Source organism: Atopococcus tabaci DSM 17538 (assembly GCF_000429585.1).
GTDB lineage: Bacteria > Bacillota > Bacilli > Lactobacillales > Carnobacteriaceae_A > Atopococcus > Atopococcus tabaci.
The window spans coordinates 1-19,843 of record NZ_AUCD01000039.1 but is presented as its reverse complement, the minus strand read 5'-3'; the positions used below and the strand labels follow the sequence as shown (position 1 = coordinate 19,843).

Genomic DNA, 19,843 nt, shown 5'->3' with positions numbered 1-19,843 from the left:
CATTCGTTGTTACTACTAAGCGCTGACGAGACCTCCCCGGGTAAGAACGACAACCTTCTGCTCATGTCACTGCTCCATTTACTGTACAGGATTCGGGCAGTATCGGACTTCACTTTGTTTAGCAAGCTCATCCGTCCTGATTCAGCCTTTGTATGAAGTTTCTGTTCGTCAGTGCAAGCATTTGCGTCCGTCTTCCTTCAGATTCCGCCTCACGGCGGACACCCTTGACTTTCGCTAACAGTTCCTACTGCCAAGTCTGTAGTGGACTTTCACCACCAAGTTGTCGCCCATGCCGGGCGCACTAAAAAGAACAGCACGGGCATCGATACATGTCCGTGCTGTTTGTGTATGCAGTGAGTTAGATGGGCGGGGATGGAGCGGTCGGCAGGCGGCACTCTGTTTAGTGCGCATTCATCACAAAGCTGTTCAAAGATTCCACAGCGCCGAGTTTGGTGATCTGGCGCATCAATTCGATGTAACTGGAAAACACCGGCTCCAAGTGGTCAAGTGTCAGTTCTTTGGCCGTCGCAATTTCCCATCTCGCATCATCTAACTCGGTTGCCGGGACGGATTCGGTGGAAATCAGTTCCCAGCCCGTTTCCGTAAAGAGGTCTTGCACAATTTTTTTCGTGACAATGGTCCGCACATTGGCATCGGTTGGGTTGAAACGCGCATATAACCCTTGAAGAAGAATCGCTTGGGCATGCGCTAACTGGGAGACCGAAGCAGGCTGCAAGTCCCAATCCGACACGCATATCCGTCCAGCCAGTATCCGCAATTTTGCCAGCATATTGGCCAGTTCATCCACAGAAGAAAAATAGAAAAGGGAGTGCGACAAAACGGCGACATCATACGAACCGGTGAACCCGTCTTCCGTCACATCCGTTTCAAACGAAAAAGTGATGCGGTCTCCGATGGGGGAACGCGAAATATACTCCGCCGCTTCTCCAACAGTGACGGGTGCCCCGTATCCCTTCTCCGCGATATCCACTGCATGCACGTGGCCGTTTTCTCCAATCGCGTCCGCCAAAACAACCGTTGTGTCTCCTTGGCCGCATCCCACTTCCAACACCTTGTCTCCCGGGCGGATGTCAAATTTTTCGACCAGCCGCATTCGGTGGGCGGTCTGCCGCTGCTGAATCACCAAATCGTCTCCATAAAATTTCATATACGATAACAACTCTTCTTGTTTGGACATGGGCCGGGTCTCCTGTTCGCTTTTCATTCAACTTACTACAAATAAGGCGAATCTTCCAATAAAAACCAAAAGAGTGCTTGAGTTTGTCAACTTCGTGATTTGTTGTAGAATGAGTATGACTGACGGGGTTGAATAAAAGATGGCCGTCAAGTGAATGGAGCAGCAGTGGGAGGAGTAGCGGGATGAGATCATACGCGGTAGTGACACCAGCTTATCGACCGACAGAGCAGTTTCCGGGGTATATTCGCCAACTGATTGATGCGGGCGTAGCTGAGGTGATTGTGGTGAATGATGGAAGCGGGCCGGAATTTGATTCGGTTTTTAAAGCGCTGAGCCACTTGGACCGATGCACTCTTTTGCGTCATGAGCGGAACAGCGGCAAAGGAGTGGCGTTGAAAACGGCCTTCCGTTACTTTATGAAGCAGGATGCTGGATGGAAAGGGTTGGTCACCGCCGATGCAGATGGTCAGCATGCGGTTGAAGACGTCTTGAGAACCGGAGACAAATTGGTGGAAAATGAAGCCGACTTTGTTTTGGGCATGCGGACGTTCGAGCCACGTGAAGTTCCCCTGCGCAGTATGATTGGAAACACGCTCACAACGAATGTATTCAAATGGTTGTTTGGCTATTACATACGCGACACCCAAACAGGCCTGCGCGGCATCGCTTCGGACCAAGTGGACTGGATTTTGCGTTTGCGCGGAGAGCGGTATGAATATGAAATCAATATGCTCATCAACATCGCCAAAAGACGGAAGCGGTTATTGGGCGTGGACATCCAAACCATTTACCATGACCGCCACATTTCCTATTACAATACGTACAAAGATTCGTTTAAGATTATTTGGCAGCTGATGCGGGGATATGTGCTTCCGCCGCATCGAACTGAAGTCTAAGAAAAGAACAGGAGGGATCAGTTGAGGAAGTTGGAGTACGGAAAGTTATTTAAATTCACTCGGGGAGTGGTGCGGCTGGCAGTCCCTCGTTACCAAGCAGCTTCCCTTCCTGAGAGCGAAGAACCGATTGTATACGTGGCCCATCATCAAAACATGAAAGGACCGGTTACCGTGTTGGCCTGGCTCACTCAACCGGTGCGAACATGGGTGTTCAGCGTATTTCTTGACCAAAAAGAATGCTTCAACCATTATATGGACTATACGTTCACTCAACGTTTTGGGTGGCCGCGTGCATTGGCGAAATTGGTTGTTTGGCCGCTGTCTTTTTTCATTACCGATTTGATGAAATCCGGAAAAGCCATACCTGTGTACCGAAAATCAAAAAAAGTGATGCACACGATGAAGTTGAGTGTGGAAGCATTGCAGAATGGAGAAAACATCCTGATTTTTCCGGATGTGGATTACCAAAGTGATTCCGAGGAAGTGGGAGAGATTTACGAAGGCTTCCTCTTTGTGGAAAAATATTATCACCGAAAAACCGGCAAACACGTGGCGTTTGTTCCATTGTATGCCGACAGCCACACACAGACGATTCGTGCAGGAGAAATCATCCGGTTCAAAGAAGAGGCCTCTTTTGTGGAACAGCGGGCGGAAGTGGCCGAACAAATCCAGGCTGAGTTGAACCGATTAGCCGATTTGTCAGCCGCATCCCAACAAGCAGCCGGAACCCCATTCAACTGATATGCGTCCGTCACTCAGCCACTTTCTGACAGAGCGCTCAATCGATAAAGGAGCGATTTGTTTTGACAAAAGAGATGAGATATGGAGACGACTACAAGAAACTGCCGCTTTACAGCAAAGAAACCGGACAAGGGACAGAAGTGCGTCCCGATGTGTATATGTATACCGATTGACCATCTGGGATCCGTAATTGAATTGGCAGAAGAGTGGGACTGCCCAATCTACGCCCACCCGGAAGAAATGCCGTATGTGACCGGGAAAAAAGGATATCCGACTCCAGATGCGACGGTAGAAGGTGGAATGGTAGCCAAGTTGTCGCCGACCTTTCCGGTGGACCCGATTGATTTGGAGAGCTGGGTAATGGCGTATCCGGAAGACGGGACAGTTCCGCACCTTCCGGAATTTCAATGGATTCATGTTCCGGGGCATACGCCGGGACAAGTGGCTTTGTTCCGTGAAAAAGACCGTCTGCTGCTTTCGGCTGATGCGTTTGTGTCCACTAAGCAGGAGAATTTGTATCAAGTGGCCACGCAGCAGTTTGAAATCAACGGACCGCCGGCGTATTTGACGACGGATTGGGAAGCCGCCAAAGAGTCCGATATCCGACTGCAACAACTGAAACCAGAATATGCCGTCACTGGGCACGGACCTGCAGCCCGCGGGGAAGACTTGCAAACAGGCTTGGAGCGGTTGGTGGAACGATGGGAAGACGAGGTCGTCCCGGATCACGGACGGTTTGTAGAAGATGAAGAAGAATAAATGAATAAGAAAGAAACCCGCTTGTCTCTGATGCGACAAGCGGGTTTTAACTTACATAAAAAAGAGAGCGTGACAAAATGCGTTTAGACCCGAATCTTTAACGCATACCATATCCGTAAACCGCTAAAGCGGCAACGGCTATGGCAACTGGAGCGAATAAGCGCATGAGGGTCGAAGGCCATCAGAGCATTATTGAGGTAAGGAGGCACTGCGGGCAGATGCCCAAGTGTATCATGACTATACGTTGCTAAAGCAACTACAGTCATGACAAAGTGGATGTCGGGTCTGCATTTTGGAACGCATTTTCACTATACTATTCGAAAACGCAAAAGAGGTCGGGACTATTGTCCCAACCTCTTTAAGAGATTGTGTGAACCATTAGTCGCGGCGTCTTCCGCTGAACAGCAAGAACAGTCGCAAGACGTTCAAGAACGACGCAATCGCTGCGGCGACATACGTCAACGCGGCTGCGCGCAACACTTTTTCCGCTTGTGGAACTTCTTCTGCGGTCAAGATGCCCGAGTCTTCCAAAATCGCTATCGCGCGGTTGGACGCATTGAATTCCACCGGCAACGTCACCAGTTGGAAAACCAAAGTCAGTGAGAAAAACAAAATACCGAGGTCAATCAACGTCTGGTTGCCGCCGAACAAGAACCCAATCAAAATCAACGGAATGGAAATTCCTTGACCAAAGTTGGTGATGGGAACCAAAGCGGTGCGCAGGCGAAGGGGACCGTAATTCACATGGTCTTGAATGGCATGACCAGCTTCATGGGCCGCAACTCCAATGGCCGCAACCGAAGTGGAATTCCGTGTCGTATCCGATAAACGGAGGACGTCTTCTTGTGAGTTATAATGGTCGGTCAAATTTCCGCGGATACCTTCCAAACGCACATGCTCCAGACCGGCGGTGTCCAAAATCATGCGGGACACTTCTGAAGCGGTGTATCCATTTTTGCTTTTTACTTGGCTGTATTTGTTGTACGTGCTTTGTACATATCCACTAGCAAGGCCGGATATGGCCAGTCCGATGAGGATGAGGATATAAGTTGGATCCCAAAAAAAGATAGGGAACGGCATGGGATATTCTCCTTTCAATTCGTCCAGTTCAGTATCTAGAACAGTCAATTTCTTATCACTGTTTATTATACCATACTTGGTTTCAAGCACCAGATAGAGGATTTGAAGATTTCAGGATTTATATGTGAAAAGAAAAAAAGGAAGAGGAAAAAGTTTAGTAAATTTACTTGAAATTATTTACTAAAGCGCATACAATGAAAGCGAAGGCAGGAAAGAGACCACCAAAAGGAAAAGGAGACGAACGAATGGACACACAGAAATTGGAGAAAACATTCACGGAACTTTTCGGCGAAGCAGAACCGCAGATTTTTTTCGCACCGGGAAGAATCAATTTAATCGGCGAGCATACAGATTATAACGGAGGAAATGTATTCCCGGCGGCCATCACGTTGGGTACATACGCCGCTGCCCGCAAACGTGAAGACCGGCAATTGAATTTCTACAGCCTCAAACTTCCGGAAAAGGGAGTGATATCTGTTTCATTGGATCACTTGGAATACAAAAAAGAAGACAATTGGGCGAATTATCCCAAAGGCATGATCAAATTTTTGAAAGAAGCGGGGCACACCATTGACCAAGGGCTGGACATCGTATATCACGGAGATATCCCAAACGGTGCCGGTCTGTCGTCTTCTGCATCCATTGAAGTGCTGACCGGGGTAGTGGTGGAACAATTATACGATTTGACATTGGAAAGACTGGATTTGATTAAAACTGGACAAAAAGTTGAGAACGAATACATCGGTGTTCAATCCGGAATCATGGACCAGTTTGCGATAGGCATGGGACAAAAAGACACGGCGTTGTTGTTGGATACCCATACATTGGAATACGAGCGGGTGCCGATTAAGCTGGAGAATGAAGTGATTGTCATCATGAACACAAAAAAACGGCGGGAATTGGCGGATTCCAAATACAATGAGCGGCGCAGTGAATGCGAGCAGGCTTTGAAAGAACTCCAACAGGTCCTGCCTGTTTCTTCATTGGGGGAAATGGACGAAGCTGCCTTTGACGCCCACCAGCACGTATTGACCGACGAGACACTGGTAAAACGTGCGCGTCATGCCGTGTACGAAAACGGACGGACGCTGAAAGCCGCAAGTGCGTTGAAAGCTGGAGACTTGCAAGCGTTCGGCCGGTTGATGAACGAATCCCATATCTCTTTGCGTGACGATTACGAAGTGACCGGAAAAGAGTTGGACACGCTGGTGGAAGCTGCATGGAAGCAGCCGGGCGTCATCGGCGCCCGTATGACCGGTGCGGGATTCGGCGGTTGTGCGATTGCATTGGTGGGAAAAACGCAGGTGGATACCGTCATTGAACAAGTTGGAAAACAATACGAATCCGCAATCGGTTATCCAGGGGAGTTTTACATTGCGTCCATCAGTGATGGCGCGAAAGAATGGAAGGAGGAGTGAGGCGGGTGACTATCGATCAAGTTGTGACGGATTTTATGGCATCCACGGTCCAAAACGAGTGGATTCTGCCTGAAGATCGGATCTACCTCACCAACCGGCTGCTTGAATTGTTGGATAAGAAAGACTACGACCTTTCTTTGCCGGCTTCCAAGAACAGAGAAGAGCCGCTGGTGCTGTTGGACCGGTTGGTGGAGTTTGCGGTGAATACAGAAGTGATTGAAGATTTGACGGCCGAGCGCGACATTCTCTCCGCTAAAATCATGGATCTCTTCACGCCGCTTCCCTCGGTGATCAACCACCGTTTCTGGACATTGTATGAAGACCAGCCTAAAAAAGCGACCGACTACTTTTACCGGCTCAGCACCATGAATGATTACGTAAAAACGAGAGACATTGCACGGAACATTGAGTTTACGTATGATTCCGCATACGGTCCGTTGGAAATTACCATCAATTTGTCCAAACCTGAAAAAGACCCTAAGCAGATTGCACTGGCAAGAAAACAACAAACAACCACTTCGTACCCGGCATGCGCTCTGTGTATCCAAAATGAAGGCTATGCGGGACATTTGAATCATGCTCCCCGCACCAACCACCGGGTCATCCGGATGCAGTTGAACAATGAAGTGTGGGGATTCCAGTACTCCCCGTATGCGTATTACAACGAGCATGCGATTTTCTTGTCTGAAGAACACCGGCCGATGAATGTCGACAAAGTGGCATTGGGTAATTTGTTGGACATCGTCACACAGTTTCCGCATTATTTTGTCGGCTCGAACGCCGGGCTTCCAATTGTGGGCGGCTCCATCCTTTCCCATGATCATTATCAGGGAGGGCGTTACGAGTTTCCGATGGCGAAGATGGATGTTGAGCGAACCTTTACCATTGACCGGTATCCAGAAGTGTCTGCTGGAATTGTAAAATGGCCGATGTCGGTCATCCGTTTGCGCTCAAGCGATAAAAAACAGCTCCTCGATGCGGCAGGTTATGTGATGGATTCCTGGGCGGACTACACGGATGAAGAGGCGATGGTTTACGCCTATACAGACGGAGAGCCACACAATGCCGTGACCCCGATTGCCCGGCGCAGAGGAGACGAGTATGAACTGGATATGGTGCTGCGGAACAATTTGACGACGGAAGAGTTTCCGGATGGACTGTACCATCCCCATCCTGATGTGCAGCACATCAAAAAAGAAAACATCGGCTTGATTGAAGTGATGGGGTTGGCTATTTTGCCGCCTCGACTGGAGACGGAGTTGAAAGAGGTCGAGCGGTTTTTGCTGGACGAACCGGCTGATGTGGCGGAGTACCATCAACCGTGGGCAGACCGGTTGAAAAAAACGCAGACTCCGATTACAAAGGAGAATGTACGTGGCATCATCCAAGAAGGGGTCGGAGCTGTGTTCCAACGCGTGTTGGAAGACGCCGGTGTGTATAAACGCACGGAAGAAGGAAAAGCAGCATTTTGGCGGTTTGTTGAAACGCTCGGCATCCAGAAAGAAAGTGAGAACAAACACGTTTCGATCAAATGAATGAGTTGCTTGAACCGATCAGCAAACAGGAGGGAACAGCTATGAAAGTCAACACAAGAGTCTATGGAACCATCGATGAAACAGAAGTATATGAATACACGATCACCAACAGTGCCGGCGTGTCGCTTTCCGCCATCACATATGGTGCGACAGTGACCGCCGTGAATGTGCCGGACCGCGAAGGGAACAGCGAAAATATCACCCTTTCACTGGCATCTCTGGACGATTACGTCACCCACCGTCCGTTTTACGGCGCAACCATTGGAAGAGTGGCGGGACGGATTGCCAGAGGAGAGTTTGAGCTGGATGGAAAAACCCATCATCTGGACGCCAACGAAGGAGAGAATCAGCTTCATGGCGGACCAGACGGGTTGGACACCAAGATTTGGGAAGCGCGGATTGAAACGGAAGAAGACGCTGCCGCGGTGATCTTTGCTTGTACAAGTCCGGACGGGGACAATGGGTATCCAGGTAATTTGGATGTGGAAGTCCGCTACACGTTGACCGAAGCGAACGAATGGAAGATTGATTATACCGCTGTGACGGATAAGCCGACATTGTTCAATCCTACCAACCACGTGTACTTCAACTTGACCGGCGACGTGACGAAAGAGGTATTGAATCATGAGTTGACATTGTCTTGTGAGCGAGTGGGTGAATTGGATGCGGAGACGCTTCCGACAGGCGGATGGATCGAAGTGGACGGCACACCGTTCGATTTCCGGGAAGGAGGAAAGGTAGCGGCATGCGCTCGATTGGACCATCCACAGACGCAGCTCGTGAACGGCTTTGATCATCCCTTCCTATTAGACCACACAAGCGATGATCCGGAAGTCGTGCTGTTTGATCCGGAAAGTGGACGCCGGCTGCGCATGTATACCGACAGGGAGAGCGTCGTGATATTTACCCATAACGGCGAAGTGGACGCCTATACCATTGCTGGGCAACCCGTACGGCAGTATGCCGGCCTCACGTTGGAAACTCAGACACTGCCGGATGCGGTTCACCACGACCAATTCGGGGACATCACCCTGCGTCCGGGAGAGACCTTCCGTTCACAGACCATCTACCAGTTTGATTGGCTGATGACGGATGAACAAGCGTGACACGAAAGGAGGGAGCACATGGCGACCCTTAAAGACATAGCTGAAAAAGCGGGCGTTTCAAGTGCGACCGTTTCCCGTGTGTTGAACTGCGACGAGACGTTGTCTGTGGGAGATGAAACAAAAAAACGGATTTTTGAAGCGGCGGAGGCGTTGAATTACACCAAATATCGGCGCAAAAAGAAGCAACCGTCCGGAAAACTAGCCATCGTCCATTGGTACTCGGAAAAAGAAGAACTGAACGATTTGTACTACTTGTCCATCCGCTTGGGCGCAGAGAAGCGTGCCGAAGAAAAAGGATACGACTTTATACGCGTGTACCAGCAGACGGAGGGATTGTTTGAGGAGAAAGTGGACGGCGTATTGGCGATTGGAAAATTCAGCCCGGAACAAATCGAGGAACTGGCCTCCAAAACAACCGCAGTAAGCTTTGTCGATTTCAATCCCGTTTCCCCTGCTTACGATGCGGTATTGGTGGATTTTCAGGCGGCTGTTGTTCAAGTATTGGATTATTTTCTTGAGCAGGGACACACCGCTGTCGGCTTTTTGGCGGGAGAAGAAATGTACAGCGACCGCTCGGGGAAATTGGTTGACCCGAGGCAAGTGTGGGTGGAGCGTTACTTGAAAGAAAAAGGGTTATACAACGAGAGGTACATCCGCTCGGGTCCATTCACAGTCGAAGCGGGCGAAAAAAATATGCGTGACTTGATCTGCACGCTTGAAAAAGACCTGCCGGGAGCATTTTTTGCCGCCAATGATGCGTTGGCGATCGGCGCATTGAGAGCCTTGCAGAGAGAAGGTGTGCAGGTGCCGGAGCAGGTCAGTATCATCGGATTCAATGATATCAGCGTGGCCAAATACGTTTCCCCGCCTCTCAGTACGGTGAAGGTGGATACTGAAGCAATGGGACGGGCGGGCGTCGACTTGTTGATTGAACGCCTGGAAGAAGGGCGAAGCGTATCGAAGAAAGTTTATTTGCAGACGGACCTGGTTATACGGGAAAGCACACACTGAACAAGGCAAACCCATTAAGGAAACGCTTTGAAAAGATACATGATTCGTTTGAGATAGTGTATATTTATCGAAATGTTTTGTCGTGTGTTTTATAATGAAACGGAAGAAGGAATTTTTCTGGTTGTCCTTTCAGTCACTTGTCCAATTCCAAATGAAAAACGTGTACGCAGGCGTCGTTGTCCAGTCAAACGCAGAGCACACGGGAATCACTTGTAAGAGGAGGAGTAACAATGAAGGTCGAAGATACCTCCAGAGAACATGCAGGGAGAATTCGTTCGATAAAACCCTTTGGAATGAAAGACAAATTGGGCTACTTGCCCGGCGATTTAGGAAACAATATGTCGTTTATGCTGTCGAGCACTTTTTGATGGTCTTTTACACAGAAGTATTGGGCATCAATCCAAATATGGTCGGAACACTGTTCGTTGTGGCGCGGTTTGTGGATGCCGTATCCGATGTCGTTTTTGGAAAACTGGTCGATCGTTCCAAGGAGACGGAAGCCGGAAAATTCAAACCATGGATCAAGCGGTTCGCCGGCCCAGTGGCGTTGGCCAGCTTCTTGATGTACCAGACAGCGATGGCCGGAGCTCCAATGACACTTAAAGTTGTCTATATGTATGTCACCTACCTTTTGTGGGGCAGTCTTTTTTATACAGCTATCAATATCCCATACGGGTCCATGGCTTCCGCCATTTCTCCCAACCCGGATGAACGCACGCAATTGTCGGTTTACCGGGGAATGGCCGCGACACTGGGTGGTATGTTTGTGGGAACCATTTCTCCACTCTTTATCTACACGACAGATGAGGCCGGAAACCAAATCGTCCGGGGCGGCTCAGCATTCGTGATCGTGGCAGGGATGTTCTCCCTTTTGTCGTTATTGTTTTACTTCATTTGTTATAAATGGACGACTGAGCGCGTTCGGGTGACACAAACAGGAGCAGAAGATGTCTCGTTGCTGCAGTCATTTGCACAGATCTTCAAATCGCGTTCTCTGTTGGCCATTACAGGAGCATCCATTTCCCTGCTTCTTGTCATGATGATGATTCAACAGATGAACAACTACATTTTCCCGTTTTATTATGGAAGTGCCGCGGGAGTTTCTCTAATCAACTTCATTAATCCATTAGTCAGCCTGCTGGTTGCTTTTCCATTGGCCAGTGCGTTGGCACGACGGTTCGGGAAGAAAGAAGTGTCCAGCATCGCCATGTTCATCGAGTCGGCTATCTATGCTCTCTTATTTTTCTTGAGACCGGAAAACATGTATGTATTCATGGTTGGAGTGATTCTCGCTTTTGTGAGTGTAAATATCTTCAACGCCACTGTCTGGGCGTGTATCACCGACGTCATCGATGACCATGAAATTCAAACGGGGCACCGTGAAGACGGGATGGTGTATGCCGTCAACTCCTTTGCAAGAAAAGTAGGGCAGGCATTGGCAGGAGATGCAGCCGGTTGGGCCTTGTCTTGGATAGGATACAATTCAGGCGCGGGTGGACAGCAAGCTCCTGAAGTGCTGGAAGGGATTTTTAATATATCCGTGTTGGTCCCGGCAACCGGCTTTTTGATTTGCGGGTTGATTTTGATGTTTGTTTATCCGCTGTCGCGGAAAAAAACATTGGAGAACCAACGCATCCTCTCCGAAAAAGAGTAGTGAAAACACAAACTTAAACAAAAATACTCCTTCATCGGAACTTTGCCCGTTGGAGGAGTGTTACTTTTTTTATGAGAAATGACCATTTTTTTCGAATGCATCGTCCTGTGGTTGATAACCCAATTTTACTCGTGCTTCTTCATAAGACAGGCGCGGGAAGGTGTTTTTGGAAATGCCGTTTACAATCAAAAACGGTTCTTCAAGCGTTGCTTCCAAGCAGCAGTCCACCAGATGATTCATATCTCTGGCAGAAAAATACATCGCCATGCCGTTCTTGTCCGCGTCTTTATCCAACTCGCTGTCGTCTTGTTTGTAATCCGCGATCCGGATGCCGATGGACTCGATGCCATTTGTATACGCATGGTAATTGGCTAAACCCTCCAAGTACACTTTCGATACGCCGTATAAATCCGCCGGCCGGACCGGGTCGGTGGCTTTGACTTGTACGTAATCTGGGTAAGCGTCCACTGCATGGATGGAACTGGCGAAGATGATGCGCTTCAATGCTTTCGCTTTGGCGGCTTCTTCATAAAGGTTATGTGGGAGTTTGTAGTTCATTTCCAACAAATCCCCGTAAAATTCCGCACCTGCATCTGGTTCGCCGGCAAGTTGAATCACGTATTCGATGCCATCCAATAAGCCTTCCCAGTTTTCCGGTTGAATCAAGTCTGCTTCCACGACTGTCGAACCTTCTTGCAGCTCGTCGGGGAAGTCGGAAAAATCGACGTCAACCAACGTCAACGTATGTTTGTCTTTCAAGTATTTCGTTAATTGGGTGCCGATGACACCCGTGGCGCCGGTAATCAATACATTTGCCATAAACTGCAGCCTCCTTGAGTGAGTGAAATGAGTTAGAAAAGGTACCGCCGGAGCAGTACCTTTTGAGTTGCATCATCGATTAAAGAAAAACAAAAACAGCTTTTAACGGGGGCGTCTGTCCGTATCCGGATCTTCTTTCAACTTCCCTAACGCACCTTCTGCTTTTCCTTTCCCTTTTTGAATTTTTCCTTCTGCTTTTTTGCTCTTGTCTCCGGTCAAGTCACCTTGTGTGTCTTTGATTTCTCCTGCGACGCGGTCTTTTGCGCTTTTGGCTTTGTCTTTGAAGCTTTCTTTGTTCTCTGCCATGACCGTTCCTCCTTCAAGTTACAATTTCATTCTTCTGATTAGAGCTTACGTTTTCCGTCGTTCAATTGCAATTAATCTGCTTTCGACAAAAGGAACAGCTTTATGTTAATTAACCGTAGTTTTTATGATAAACTATGGGAAAAGATACAATGGAGAGAAGAAGGAGAATAAGTATGCGAATTTTGGCAATCGATACTTCCAATGAAGTGATGAGCATCGCGGTGTTGGAAAACCAAACAATGATTGGAGAGCTCACCACCAACGTAAAGCGCAACCACAGTGAGCGCCTGATGCCGGCCATTGATGAATTGATGAAGGACGTTTCGTGGCAGCCGGAAGAATTGGACCGTATTGCAATCGCAAAAGGACCGGGATCTTATACAGGGTTGCGCATTGGAGCGACCATTGCCAAAACCTTAGCGTGGACGTTGCAAAAAGAACTTACAGGCGTATCCAGTTTGAAAGTGCTGGCTGCGAACCGGATTCCTTCTTCATCCTACATCGTGCCATTGTTTGACGCGCGGCGAGGAAATATTTATACAGGACTATATCGATACGAAGCTGGTGAATTGAAACAGGTGGAGCCGGACACTCATATTTCTGCGGAAAGATGGGCCCGTCATTTACTCCGGTTGGATGAACCGGTGGAGTTGATTGGACAAGATGCCGCCAAGCACATCGAAATCTTCCGTGAAGTGTTGGGAGACAATGTGCGTGTGGCTCCTCAAAAAGATCATATCCCAAGAGCAAGTGTGTTAGGTTGGCTGGCATTTGATGAGCAGCCGCTTGATGTGCATACGTTCACTCCGGATTATTTGAAATTGGCGGAAGCAGAAGAAAAGTGGAGGAAAGCTCATCCTGAAGACGCAGGAGGGGAGTATGTTGAAAAAATTTAGAGAGTGGTTGACGCGGACAGACGAAAAAAGAGAAGCGGCTGTTCGACTGATGCAACGGGTGGAACTGAGTACTCATCTGTACGAGGCACCGGATGGCACGTTATTCGACGTGTCCTTGGCAGATACAACCTCGGTCAAAGACATTTTGACAATCCAGAAATTGTGTTACGACGGAAAAACGCCGTGGAATCATTCTGCACTCACCCACGAAATCCGCTATAACCGCAATGCCTTTTATGTGATGGTTCATCAAAATCATGAGCCGGCCGCATTCATCGGCTCATGGTTGGTAGGGGTGGAGGCTCACATCACCAACATTGCGGTGGTTCCGAAGTTTCAACAGATGGGGATTGCCAGCTTTCTGATTGAAGAACTGAAGCGGACCGCCATCGAAGAAAGTATAGAAAAATACAGCTTGGAAGTGCGTGTCTCCAACTACAAAGCCCGGAACTTGTATGAAAAGCTCGGATTCAAAAAAGGGCGGATCAAAAAAGAGTACTACGCCCACGATCATGAAGATGCACTGGAGATGACCATGGACCTCGAGGCTTCGGTGAACGAGAATGACTTCAATGTCCCGACCATCTGACGCCGTCCGCATTTACCCGGCAGAAAAAACGTTGGAAATTGGGCGGATGATTCATACCATTGCGGATTCCGGATACGCAGAAGGGGCACCATGGACAGCCCGGCAGTACGAGGACAGCATCCGGCAGGAACATGTATACTACTTTGTGGCAGAATTTGACGGCGAAGCAGTGGGGTTTGTCGGAGTGGGGGTAGTGGGAATGGAAGCTGAAATCCACAGTATCGCCGTTTCAGGAAATGCCAAACGGCAAGGAGTGGGATATGCGCTGCTCAGCCATTTAACACACTGGCTGAGTGAAAAAGGTGTGGAGGAGTTGTACCTGGAAGTGAGAGAGAGCAACGCACCGGCCATCAACCTGTATAGGAAGTCGGGCTTCCATATTATCGGAAAACGCCCAAACTATTATTCCCTGCCGCCAGAAGATGCCTACGTGATGAAGAAACAGTTGTAATGAAGTTGAACGTTGAAAGGAGCGAGCAGTGGTTCGGCAAGACCCATATGCCAAACACTATTGCAAATCAAGTATGAGTAAAACAAAAATATTAGCGATTGAAACAAGCTGCGATGAAACAAGTGCGGCGGTTGTGGAAGACGGGGAACGCGTCCTTTCCAACGTGGTGGCTTCCCAAATCAAAAGCCACCAACGGTTTGGCGGGGTCGTTCCGGAAATTGCCAGCCGCCACCATGTCGAGCAGATTACGTTTATTGTGCAGGAAGCGATGGAAGAAGCAGGGGTAACGTATGAAGAGTTGGACGCAGTAGCTGTGACGGAAGGCCCTGGGTTGGTGGGGGCGCTCTTGATTGGTGTCAGCACTGCCAAAGCCATTGCTTTTGCACACGGTCTGCCCCTTATTCCGGTCAACCACATTGCCGGTCATATTTATGCCAACCGTTTGATCCAACCGCTGCAATTTCCACTGATGGCTCTGGTCGTCAGCGGCGGACACACAGAATTGGTGTATATGGAGGAAGACGGAAACTTTGAAGTGATCGGAGAAACGCGAGATGATGCCGCCGGGGAAGCGTACGACAAAATCGGCCGGGTCTTAGGTGTGCCGTATCCCGGAGGCAAACACATCGATGAAATGGCTCATCAAGGTGAGGATACATTCGACTTTCCACGCGCCATGATCCAAGAAGATAATTACGATTTCAGTTTCAGCGGCGTGAAAAGTTCGTTCATCAACACCGTTCACAATGCCAATCAAAAAGGGGAAACTCTCGACCAATATGATTTGGCAGCGAGTTTTCAAGCGAGCGTAGTGGATGTGTTGGTGGACAAAACCGTCCGCGCAGTCAAAGAGAAACAAGTCAAACAGCTTCTTTTGGCCGGAGGAGTGGCCGCAAACAAAGGCCTCCGCACCGCTTTAAAACACGCTGTAGAAACCGAGCTGGACGGTGTGGAATTGGTGATTCCGCCATTGTCTTTATGCGGGGACAACGCGGCCATGATTGGAGCGGCTGCACATGTGGAATATAAAAAAGGCCATAAAGCCGATTATTCCTTGAATGCACGGCCGGGATTAAGCTTGTAAACAAAACAACGTCAAGAAAAGCAAGTGCACAGCATCGAAGCGCGGCTTTTCTTGGCGTGTATTCAAAACAAAGTTGAATGCGGTTACAAAAAAGCGTTGGCAATTAAAGGGTTGGGAGAAGCAGTACGAAGTGTGAGGAGATGGAGTTGATGGCAATGGAAACAACGGGACCCACAATCATTGATGTTTATGGAGCGCCGGGAAGTGGAAAAACCACCGTCTCACGGATGGTATCCAAAAAACTGGCGGATGAAGGATATAAGGTAGATGAACACATTTTTCAAGTCAACAATGAATACCATCCAGTGAACCGCATCTTCATCAAAGGACTTACTGCGGTGGGGTACACACTGAAAAACTTTGCATTCATAAAGGAAATCTTTTCATTGGCCCAACTGCATACTTTTTCAAGCCGGAAAACCGCAGTGAAGCAATGAGTGAACGTCTGTTTCGTGATGTCTTCTTTGGCACGCAGAAGAAACCAGGATATCATTGTTGCGGAAAAAGGCCTTACGCAGGCGGTGATTTCATTGGCTTTGAACTGCACACCTAAAGATTTTTCGGCAATGATAAACAAGATGGAGAAACACCTGTCGGCAGAAATTGTGTATGTGCATGTCCGAATCGGAACGGCTGAAAATTTGACCCGATTGAAGAATAGAAACGAAGGAAACTCAGAAGTGGAGTTGGAAGCGGACGGAAAGAAAAAAGAAGAACTGCTGGATAACATCAATGAAATCTGTGAAGAGATCAAAATCATCAAAAATTGCTTAACGTTTGATAATACGATGGAGGCCGATTCGATGGAGAAGTTTCAACAACTCATCGAAAAACACCTTGCGAGCCAGTTGAAATTTGAGCTGTAAAAAGTACATAGCGAACAGAAACAGCCAGTCCCTACATTTGACTGTTAGGTCTCAAATGCAGGGACTGGCTTGGAATGTTTATTGGATATCTTCCAATTCCAGCGCTTTTTCTTCCCATTCTTCCATCAAAGCGTGTTGGGCGGCTTGCAGCTGTTCTACTTTTTCAGAAAGTTCGGCTGCTTTTTCATAATCTTCATAAACGTCCGGTTTGCTCAATTGGAGCTGCAGTTGCGTCAACTCTGTTTCGATGTTGGCTAATTCAGCTTCGATTTCTTCCACCCGGCGTTCCAACTGCCTTTTTTTGCGTTGCAGTTCTTTGACCGCTTCACGGCTTAACGTTGCTTCCGATGCAGCATCGGCGGTGCCGGTTTCTGTCTCAGCGGGTTGTTCTTTTTCCAAGCGGATGCGCTCGAGTTCTTCCAGCTCCGCTTTTTTCTGTATAAAGTAGTCGTAATCGCCTAAATAAAGTGTCGCTCCGTCTTCTGACAAGTCCACCACTTTATTGGCGATACGGTTGATGAAGTACCGGTCGTGTGACACAAACAAGAGAGTGCCGTCAAAATCGATTAACGCATTTTCCAACACTTCTTTGCTGTCGACGTCCAAGTGGTTGGTCGGCTCATCCAAAATCAGCGTGTTGTTCCGTTCCAACGCCAATTTAGCCAAGGCCACCCGTGCTTTTTCGCCCCCGCTTAAACTGGAAATGGTTTTTTCCACATCGTCACCTGAAAACAAAAAGCTGCCCAGCAATGTGCGGATGTCCTTTTCCGGCATGGTGGGGTGTTCGTCCCATAGTTCACTCAGCACGGTCTTATTGGGATGCAGTTGGGTCTGTTCTTGGTCGTAGTACCCGATATCCACTTTGGTCCCCAGTCGGACGTCTCCTTGAAGAGACGGCAGGTCGCCTGTGAGTGTCTTCAATAAGGTGGATTTTCCAATCCCGTTCGGACCGACGACAGCCACGGCATCTCCTTTACGGATATCCAATTCAATCCCGGAGGAAACAGGCGAATGATCGTAGCCTACAGCCAAATCGGTGGCCTGCAGCACGATGTTTCCACTCTCACGGTCTGTTCGGAACTGGAAACTGGCGGATTTTTCATCCCCCTGCGGTTTATCCATTTTGTCCATCTTCTCCAATTTCTTGCGGCGGCTTTGAGCCCGTTTGGTTGTAGAGGCCCGCACCAAGTTTCGGTCGATAAAATCTTCCAGCTTGGCGATTTCTTTTTGCTGCTTTTCGTATTGTTTCCATTCTTGTTCAATTAAAGCGGCTTTTTGATCCAAGTACGCAGAGTAATTCCCTTTGAACTGCGTCAAACGCCGGCGGCTCAATTCATAGACTTCGTTGACGACTTTATCCAAGAAATACCGGTCGTGCGAGACAATCAGCAAAGCGCCGGGGTAAGATTGCAAGTACGTTTCCAGCCAAGAAAGAGTTTCAATGTCCAAGTGGTTGGTCGGCTCATCCAAAATCAACAAATCTTTTTTCTCCAACAGGAGCCGCGCCAAGGCCAACCGAGTTTTTTGTCCCCCGGAGAGCTGTTCAATCGGCCGGTCGTAGTCTTCCTCATAAAAACGGAAGCCGTGCAGAATGGAGCGGATCTCATTCTGATAGCCATACCCGTTCGCTTCGCGGAATGCGTGCTGAAGGGAGTCGTACCGCTGCAGCGTTTTTTCATAGAGCGCTTGATCATTCAGGACGTTTGGCAAACTGAGCTGCACTTCGGTTTCCCGCAATTCCTTTTCCATTTGAATGACTTCAGCAAACACACTCAACATTTCATCCCAGATGGTCTCGGAGGAGTCCAGACCTGTCTGCTGCTCCAAATAGCCGATTGTAATGTCTTTTGCCTTCGAAATTTGCCCTTCATCCGGCGCTTCTTCTCCAGCAATGATTTTCAATAACGTTGATTTCCCCGATCCGTTGCGGCCCACTAACGCCAGCCGGGCATTGTCTTTGATTTCCATGGTGATGTCTTCGAACAGTACGTCGGCACCGAAATGTCGTGCCACGCGCTGTGCTTGTAATAGTATCATGACGATCCTCTTTTCTGTGCGATCTCACTTACCAGTTTAGCACAGAAGCAGACAAAGAAAAACGAAGGAAAGAAATGAAAGAAGTAACGACCGGACAATAAGCAACTTACATTAAGGAAGTAAATTCACAATAAATCATTGTGAAACCGTTGTCTTTTTGTAAGAGAGAAAGAGAATTAAAAGTCAATTTTTAGGCAATAACTCTTTCTTTTATGCGGGAAGATGGTATAATTGGACAAGTAATTAGATGAACGAGTTTGTGAAAAGGTGATAGAAAGAAACAAACTTGTGAGAGAGTATATAACAAACATCTCGAAGAAGAAAGTATGGAGGAAACAGACATGGCAACTCAAAAAATACCACGTGCAACGGCTAGAAGATTGCCGCTTTATTATCGTTATCTACGTGTGCTTCATGAATCTGGAAAGGAGAAAGTTTCTTCAACAGAATTAAGCGAAGCAGTCAAAGTAGACAGTGCGACAATCCGCCGCGATTTTTCTTATTTTGGAGCCCTTGGAAAAAGAGGCTATGGATATGACGTAGAATCTTTGACGAATTTCTTCAGCAAAACGTTGAACCAAGACCACTTGACCCATGTTGCGTTGATTGGGGTAGGGAATTTGGGCCATGCCCTTTTAAACTACAATTTCCGTCGAATCAACAACATGCGTATCAGTGCAGGATTTGACGTCCGTGAAGACTTGGTGGGAACCGTTTATCATGGCGTACCGATTTATTCGGTTGACGAAATGGTGGAACAGCTGCAGCTGCAAGACATCGACGTGGCCATCTTGACTGTTCCAGCGGACATCGCTCAGGAAACGGCAGACAAATTGGTAGATGGCGGCGTGAAAGGCATCATGAACTTCACACCGATCCGTTTAACCGTTCCCCCGCATGTACGTGTCCACAATGTTGATTTAACCAACGAATTGCAGACGTTGATTTACTTCATCAATCATTACAATGAGGAATTGGAAATTTCTGAAGAAGCGATCAATGAGTTGAAGAAAGCACAATCAGAGCAATAAGAGGAAAAAGAAAAAGGCAGCAAATCCATTTTAGGATATGCTCCCCCTAAAGTAGACACTTTAAAAAGTAAAACTACTTTAGGGGGATTTTTTTGTGCGTTCAAACAGTAAACATACGGCTCAAGAACTTGAGCGATATATTCTGTTATATCTTGAAGAAGGAAAAAGTTTTAGAGAGTTAAGTGAAGATTATGGTTTATTATTAAGTGATTCGACCTTCGGTCAGAAAATCCTTAGATACCAAGAATATGGTCTTTCAGGAATTCAAACCAAATCTAAAAATAATCATTACACCAAAGAACTTAAGAAGGTAGTTCTTCGAGAACATCTCGAAGAAGGAACACCAATCAGACAATTGGCTCGTAA

Annotated in this window: 21 protein-coding genes and 1 pseudogene; 17 read left to right on the top strand and 5 right to left on the bottom strand. The window is 48.0% G+C overall.

All coding sequences use genetic code 11. The annotated features are described in order from the left end of the window. Nucleotides 1-400: 400 nt before the first annotated feature. On the bottom strand, nt 401-1,198 hold the full coding sequence (locus G470_RS0107215) for a class I SAM-dependent methyltransferase (protein ID WP_028274250.1): 798 nt from the start codon (nt 1,196-1,198) through the stop codon (nt 401-403). Nucleotides 1,199-1,380: 182 nt separating this feature from the next. On the opposite strand from G470_RS0107215, the gene G470_RS12990 reads away from it, so the two are divergent. The 3 genes from G470_RS12990 to G470_RS12985 all read left to right on the top strand — a co-directional run bounded on the left by G470_RS12990 (nt 1,381) and on the right by G470_RS12985 (nt 3,594). Continuing rightward, nucleotides 1,381-2,094: a glycosyltransferase family 2 protein gene (locus tag G470_RS12990; RefSeq protein WP_051258483.1), complete on the top strand. Its 714-nt coding sequence runs from the start codon at nt 1,381-1,383 to the stop codon at nt 2,092-2,094. Nucleotides 2,095-2,115: 21 nt separating this feature from the next. Next, entirely contained in the window at nt 2,116-2,835 is a 720-nt protein-coding gene (locus G470_RS0107205; RefSeq protein ID WP_028274249.1) for a lysophospholipid acyltransferase family protein, read from the top strand. Between the two features lie 150 nt (nt 2,836-2,985). After that, a complete protein-coding gene (locus tag G470_RS12985) occupies nt 2,986-3,594 on the top strand; it encodes an MBL fold metallo-hydrolase (RefSeq protein ID WP_205617902.1) in 609 nt (202 codons plus the stop codon). Nucleotides 3,595-3,972: 378 nt separating this feature from the next. On the opposite strand, the gene G470_RS0107195 is transcribed toward G470_RS12985, so the two are convergent. Beyond that, entirely contained in the window at nt 3,973-4,674 is a 702-nt protein-coding gene (locus G470_RS0107195; RefSeq protein WP_028274248.1) for a zinc metallopeptidase, read from the bottom strand. A 245-nt stretch (nt 4,675-4,919) separates the two neighbouring features. On the opposite strand from G470_RS0107195, the gene G470_RS0107190 reads away from it, so the two are divergent. The 6 genes from G470_RS0107190 to G470_RS12980 all read left to right on the top strand — a co-directional run bounded on the left by G470_RS0107190 (nt 4,920) and on the right by G470_RS12980 (nt 11,398). Continuing rightward, nucleotides 4,920-6,092 (top strand): galactokinase, encoded by a 1,173-nt coding sequence (locus tag G470_RS0107190; protein ID WP_028274247.1) that lies wholly within the window; start codon nt 4,920-4,922, stop codon nt 6,090-6,092. A 5-nt stretch (nt 6,093-6,097) separates the two neighbouring features. Further along, entirely contained in the window at nt 6,098-7,627 is a 1,530-nt protein-coding gene (galT, locus tag G470_RS0107185) for a UDP-glucose--hexose-1-phosphate uridylyltransferase (RefSeq protein ID WP_028274246.1), read from the top strand. Between the two features lie 41 nt (nt 7,628-7,668). Further along, on the top strand, nt 7,669-8,733 hold the full coding sequence (locus G470_RS0107180) for an aldose epimerase family protein (protein WP_028274245.1): 1,065 nt from the start codon (nt 7,669-7,671) through the stop codon (nt 8,731-8,733). An 18-nt stretch (nt 8,734-8,751) separates the two neighbouring features. Further along, the gene (locus tag G470_RS0107175; protein ID WP_028274244.1) at nt 8,752-9,744 is read left to right on the top strand and encodes a LacI family DNA-binding transcriptional regulator; all 993 of its coding nucleotides are present in this window, start codon (nt 8,752-8,754) and stop codon (nt 9,742-9,744) included. A gap of 230 nt (nt 9,745-9,974) precedes the next feature. Next, nucleotides 9,975-10,112, top strand: coding sequence for a hypothetical protein (locus G470_RS14875; protein WP_240470659.1), 138 nt, complete (start codon nt 9,975-9,977; stop codon nt 10,110-10,112). Further along, a complete protein-coding gene (locus G470_RS12980) occupies nt 10,112-11,398 on the top strand; it encodes an MFS transporter (RefSeq protein ID WP_240470658.1) in 1,287 nt (428 codons plus the stop codon). The genes G470_RS14875 and G470_RS12980 overlap by 1 nt, the downstream gene beginning before the upstream one ends. A gap of 69 nt (nt 11,399-11,467) precedes the next feature. On the opposite strand, the gene G470_RS0107165 is transcribed toward G470_RS12980, so the two are convergent. Together G470_RS0107165 and G470_RS12975 are read right to left on the bottom strand one after the other, a co-directional pair. Continuing rightward, nucleotides 11,468-12,217 carry an NAD-dependent epimerase/dehydratase family protein gene (locus G470_RS0107165; protein WP_028274243.1) on the bottom strand — a complete coding sequence of 250 codons (750 nt, stop codon included), beginning with the start codon at nt 12,215-12,217 and terminating at the stop codon, nt 11,468-11,470. Nucleotides 12,218-12,319: 102 nt separating this feature from the next. Then, nucleotides 12,320-12,523, bottom strand: coding sequence for a CsbD family protein (locus G470_RS12975; protein ID WP_035445267.1), 204 nt, complete (start codon nt 12,521-12,523; stop codon nt 12,320-12,322). A gap of 173 nt (nt 12,524-12,696) precedes the next feature. Here G470_RS12975 and tsaB point away from each other — a divergent pair, with 173 nt between their 5' ends. The 6 genes from tsaB (at nt 12,697) to G470_RS0107130 (ending at nt 16,409) form a co-directional block, all read left to right on the top strand. Then, nucleotides 12,697-13,419 (top strand): tRNA (adenosine(37)-N6)-threonylcarbamoyltransferase complex dimerization subunit type 1 TsaB, encoded by a 723-nt coding sequence (tsaB, locus tag G470_RS0107155; RefSeq protein ID WP_028274242.1) that lies wholly within the window; start codon nt 12,697-12,699, stop codon nt 13,417-13,419. Then, nucleotides 13,406-14,008, top strand: a complete 603-nt coding sequence (gene rimI / locus G470_RS12970) for a ribosomal protein S18-alanine N-acetyltransferase (RefSeq protein ID WP_205617901.1) — start codon at nt 13,406-13,408, stop codon at nt 14,006-14,008. Before tsaB ends, rimI (G470_RS12970) begins: the two co-directional genes overlap by 14 nt. Further along, a complete protein-coding gene (rimI, locus tag G470_RS12965) occupies nt 13,992-14,459 on the top strand; it encodes a ribosomal protein S18-alanine N-acetyltransferase (RefSeq protein ID WP_051258480.1) in 468 nt (155 codons plus the stop codon). Before rimI (G470_RS12970) ends, rimI (G470_RS12965) begins: the two co-directional genes overlap by 17 nt. Before the next feature lie 73 nt (nt 14,460-14,532). Beyond that, nucleotides 14,533-15,543, top strand: coding sequence for a tRNA (adenosine(37)-N6)-threonylcarbamoyltransferase complex transferase subunit TsaD (gene tsaD, locus G470_RS0107140; protein ID WP_028274241.1), 1,011 nt, complete (start codon nt 14,533-14,535; stop codon nt 15,541-15,543). Nucleotides 15,544-15,692: 149 nt separating this feature from the next. Beyond that, nucleotides 15,693-15,980 carry a hypothetical protein gene (locus G470_RS0107135; protein WP_028274240.1) on the top strand — a complete coding sequence of 96 codons (288 nt, stop codon included), beginning with the start codon at nt 15,693-15,695 and terminating at the stop codon, nt 15,978-15,980. 15 nt (nt 15,981-15,995) lie between these two features. After that, entirely contained in the window at nt 15,996-16,409 is a 414-nt protein-coding gene (locus G470_RS0107130) for a hypothetical protein (protein WP_156908004.1), read from the top strand. A gap of 78 nt (nt 16,410-16,487) precedes the next feature. Here G470_RS0107130 and G470_RS0107125 read toward each other — a convergent pair whose 3' ends face one another. Next, a complete protein-coding gene (locus tag G470_RS0107125; RefSeq protein ID WP_028274238.1) occupies nt 16,488-18,446 on the bottom strand; it encodes an ABC-F family ATP-binding cassette domain-containing protein in 1,959 nt (652 codons plus the stop codon). Between the two features lie 341 nt (nt 18,447-18,787). Between G470_RS0107125 and G470_RS12960 the strand changes: the two genes are divergently transcribed. Together G470_RS12960 and G470_RS12955 are read left to right on the top strand one after the other, a co-directional pair. Further along, nucleotides 18,788-19,477 (top strand): redox-sensing transcriptional repressor Rex, encoded by a 690-nt coding sequence (locus G470_RS12960; RefSeq protein WP_051258479.1) that lies wholly within the window; start codon nt 18,788-18,790, stop codon nt 19,475-19,477. A 94-nt stretch (nt 19,478-19,571) separates the two neighbouring features. Further along, nucleotides 19,572-19,843, top strand: a pseudogene (locus G470_RS12955) (hypothetical protein); the annotation flags it as partial.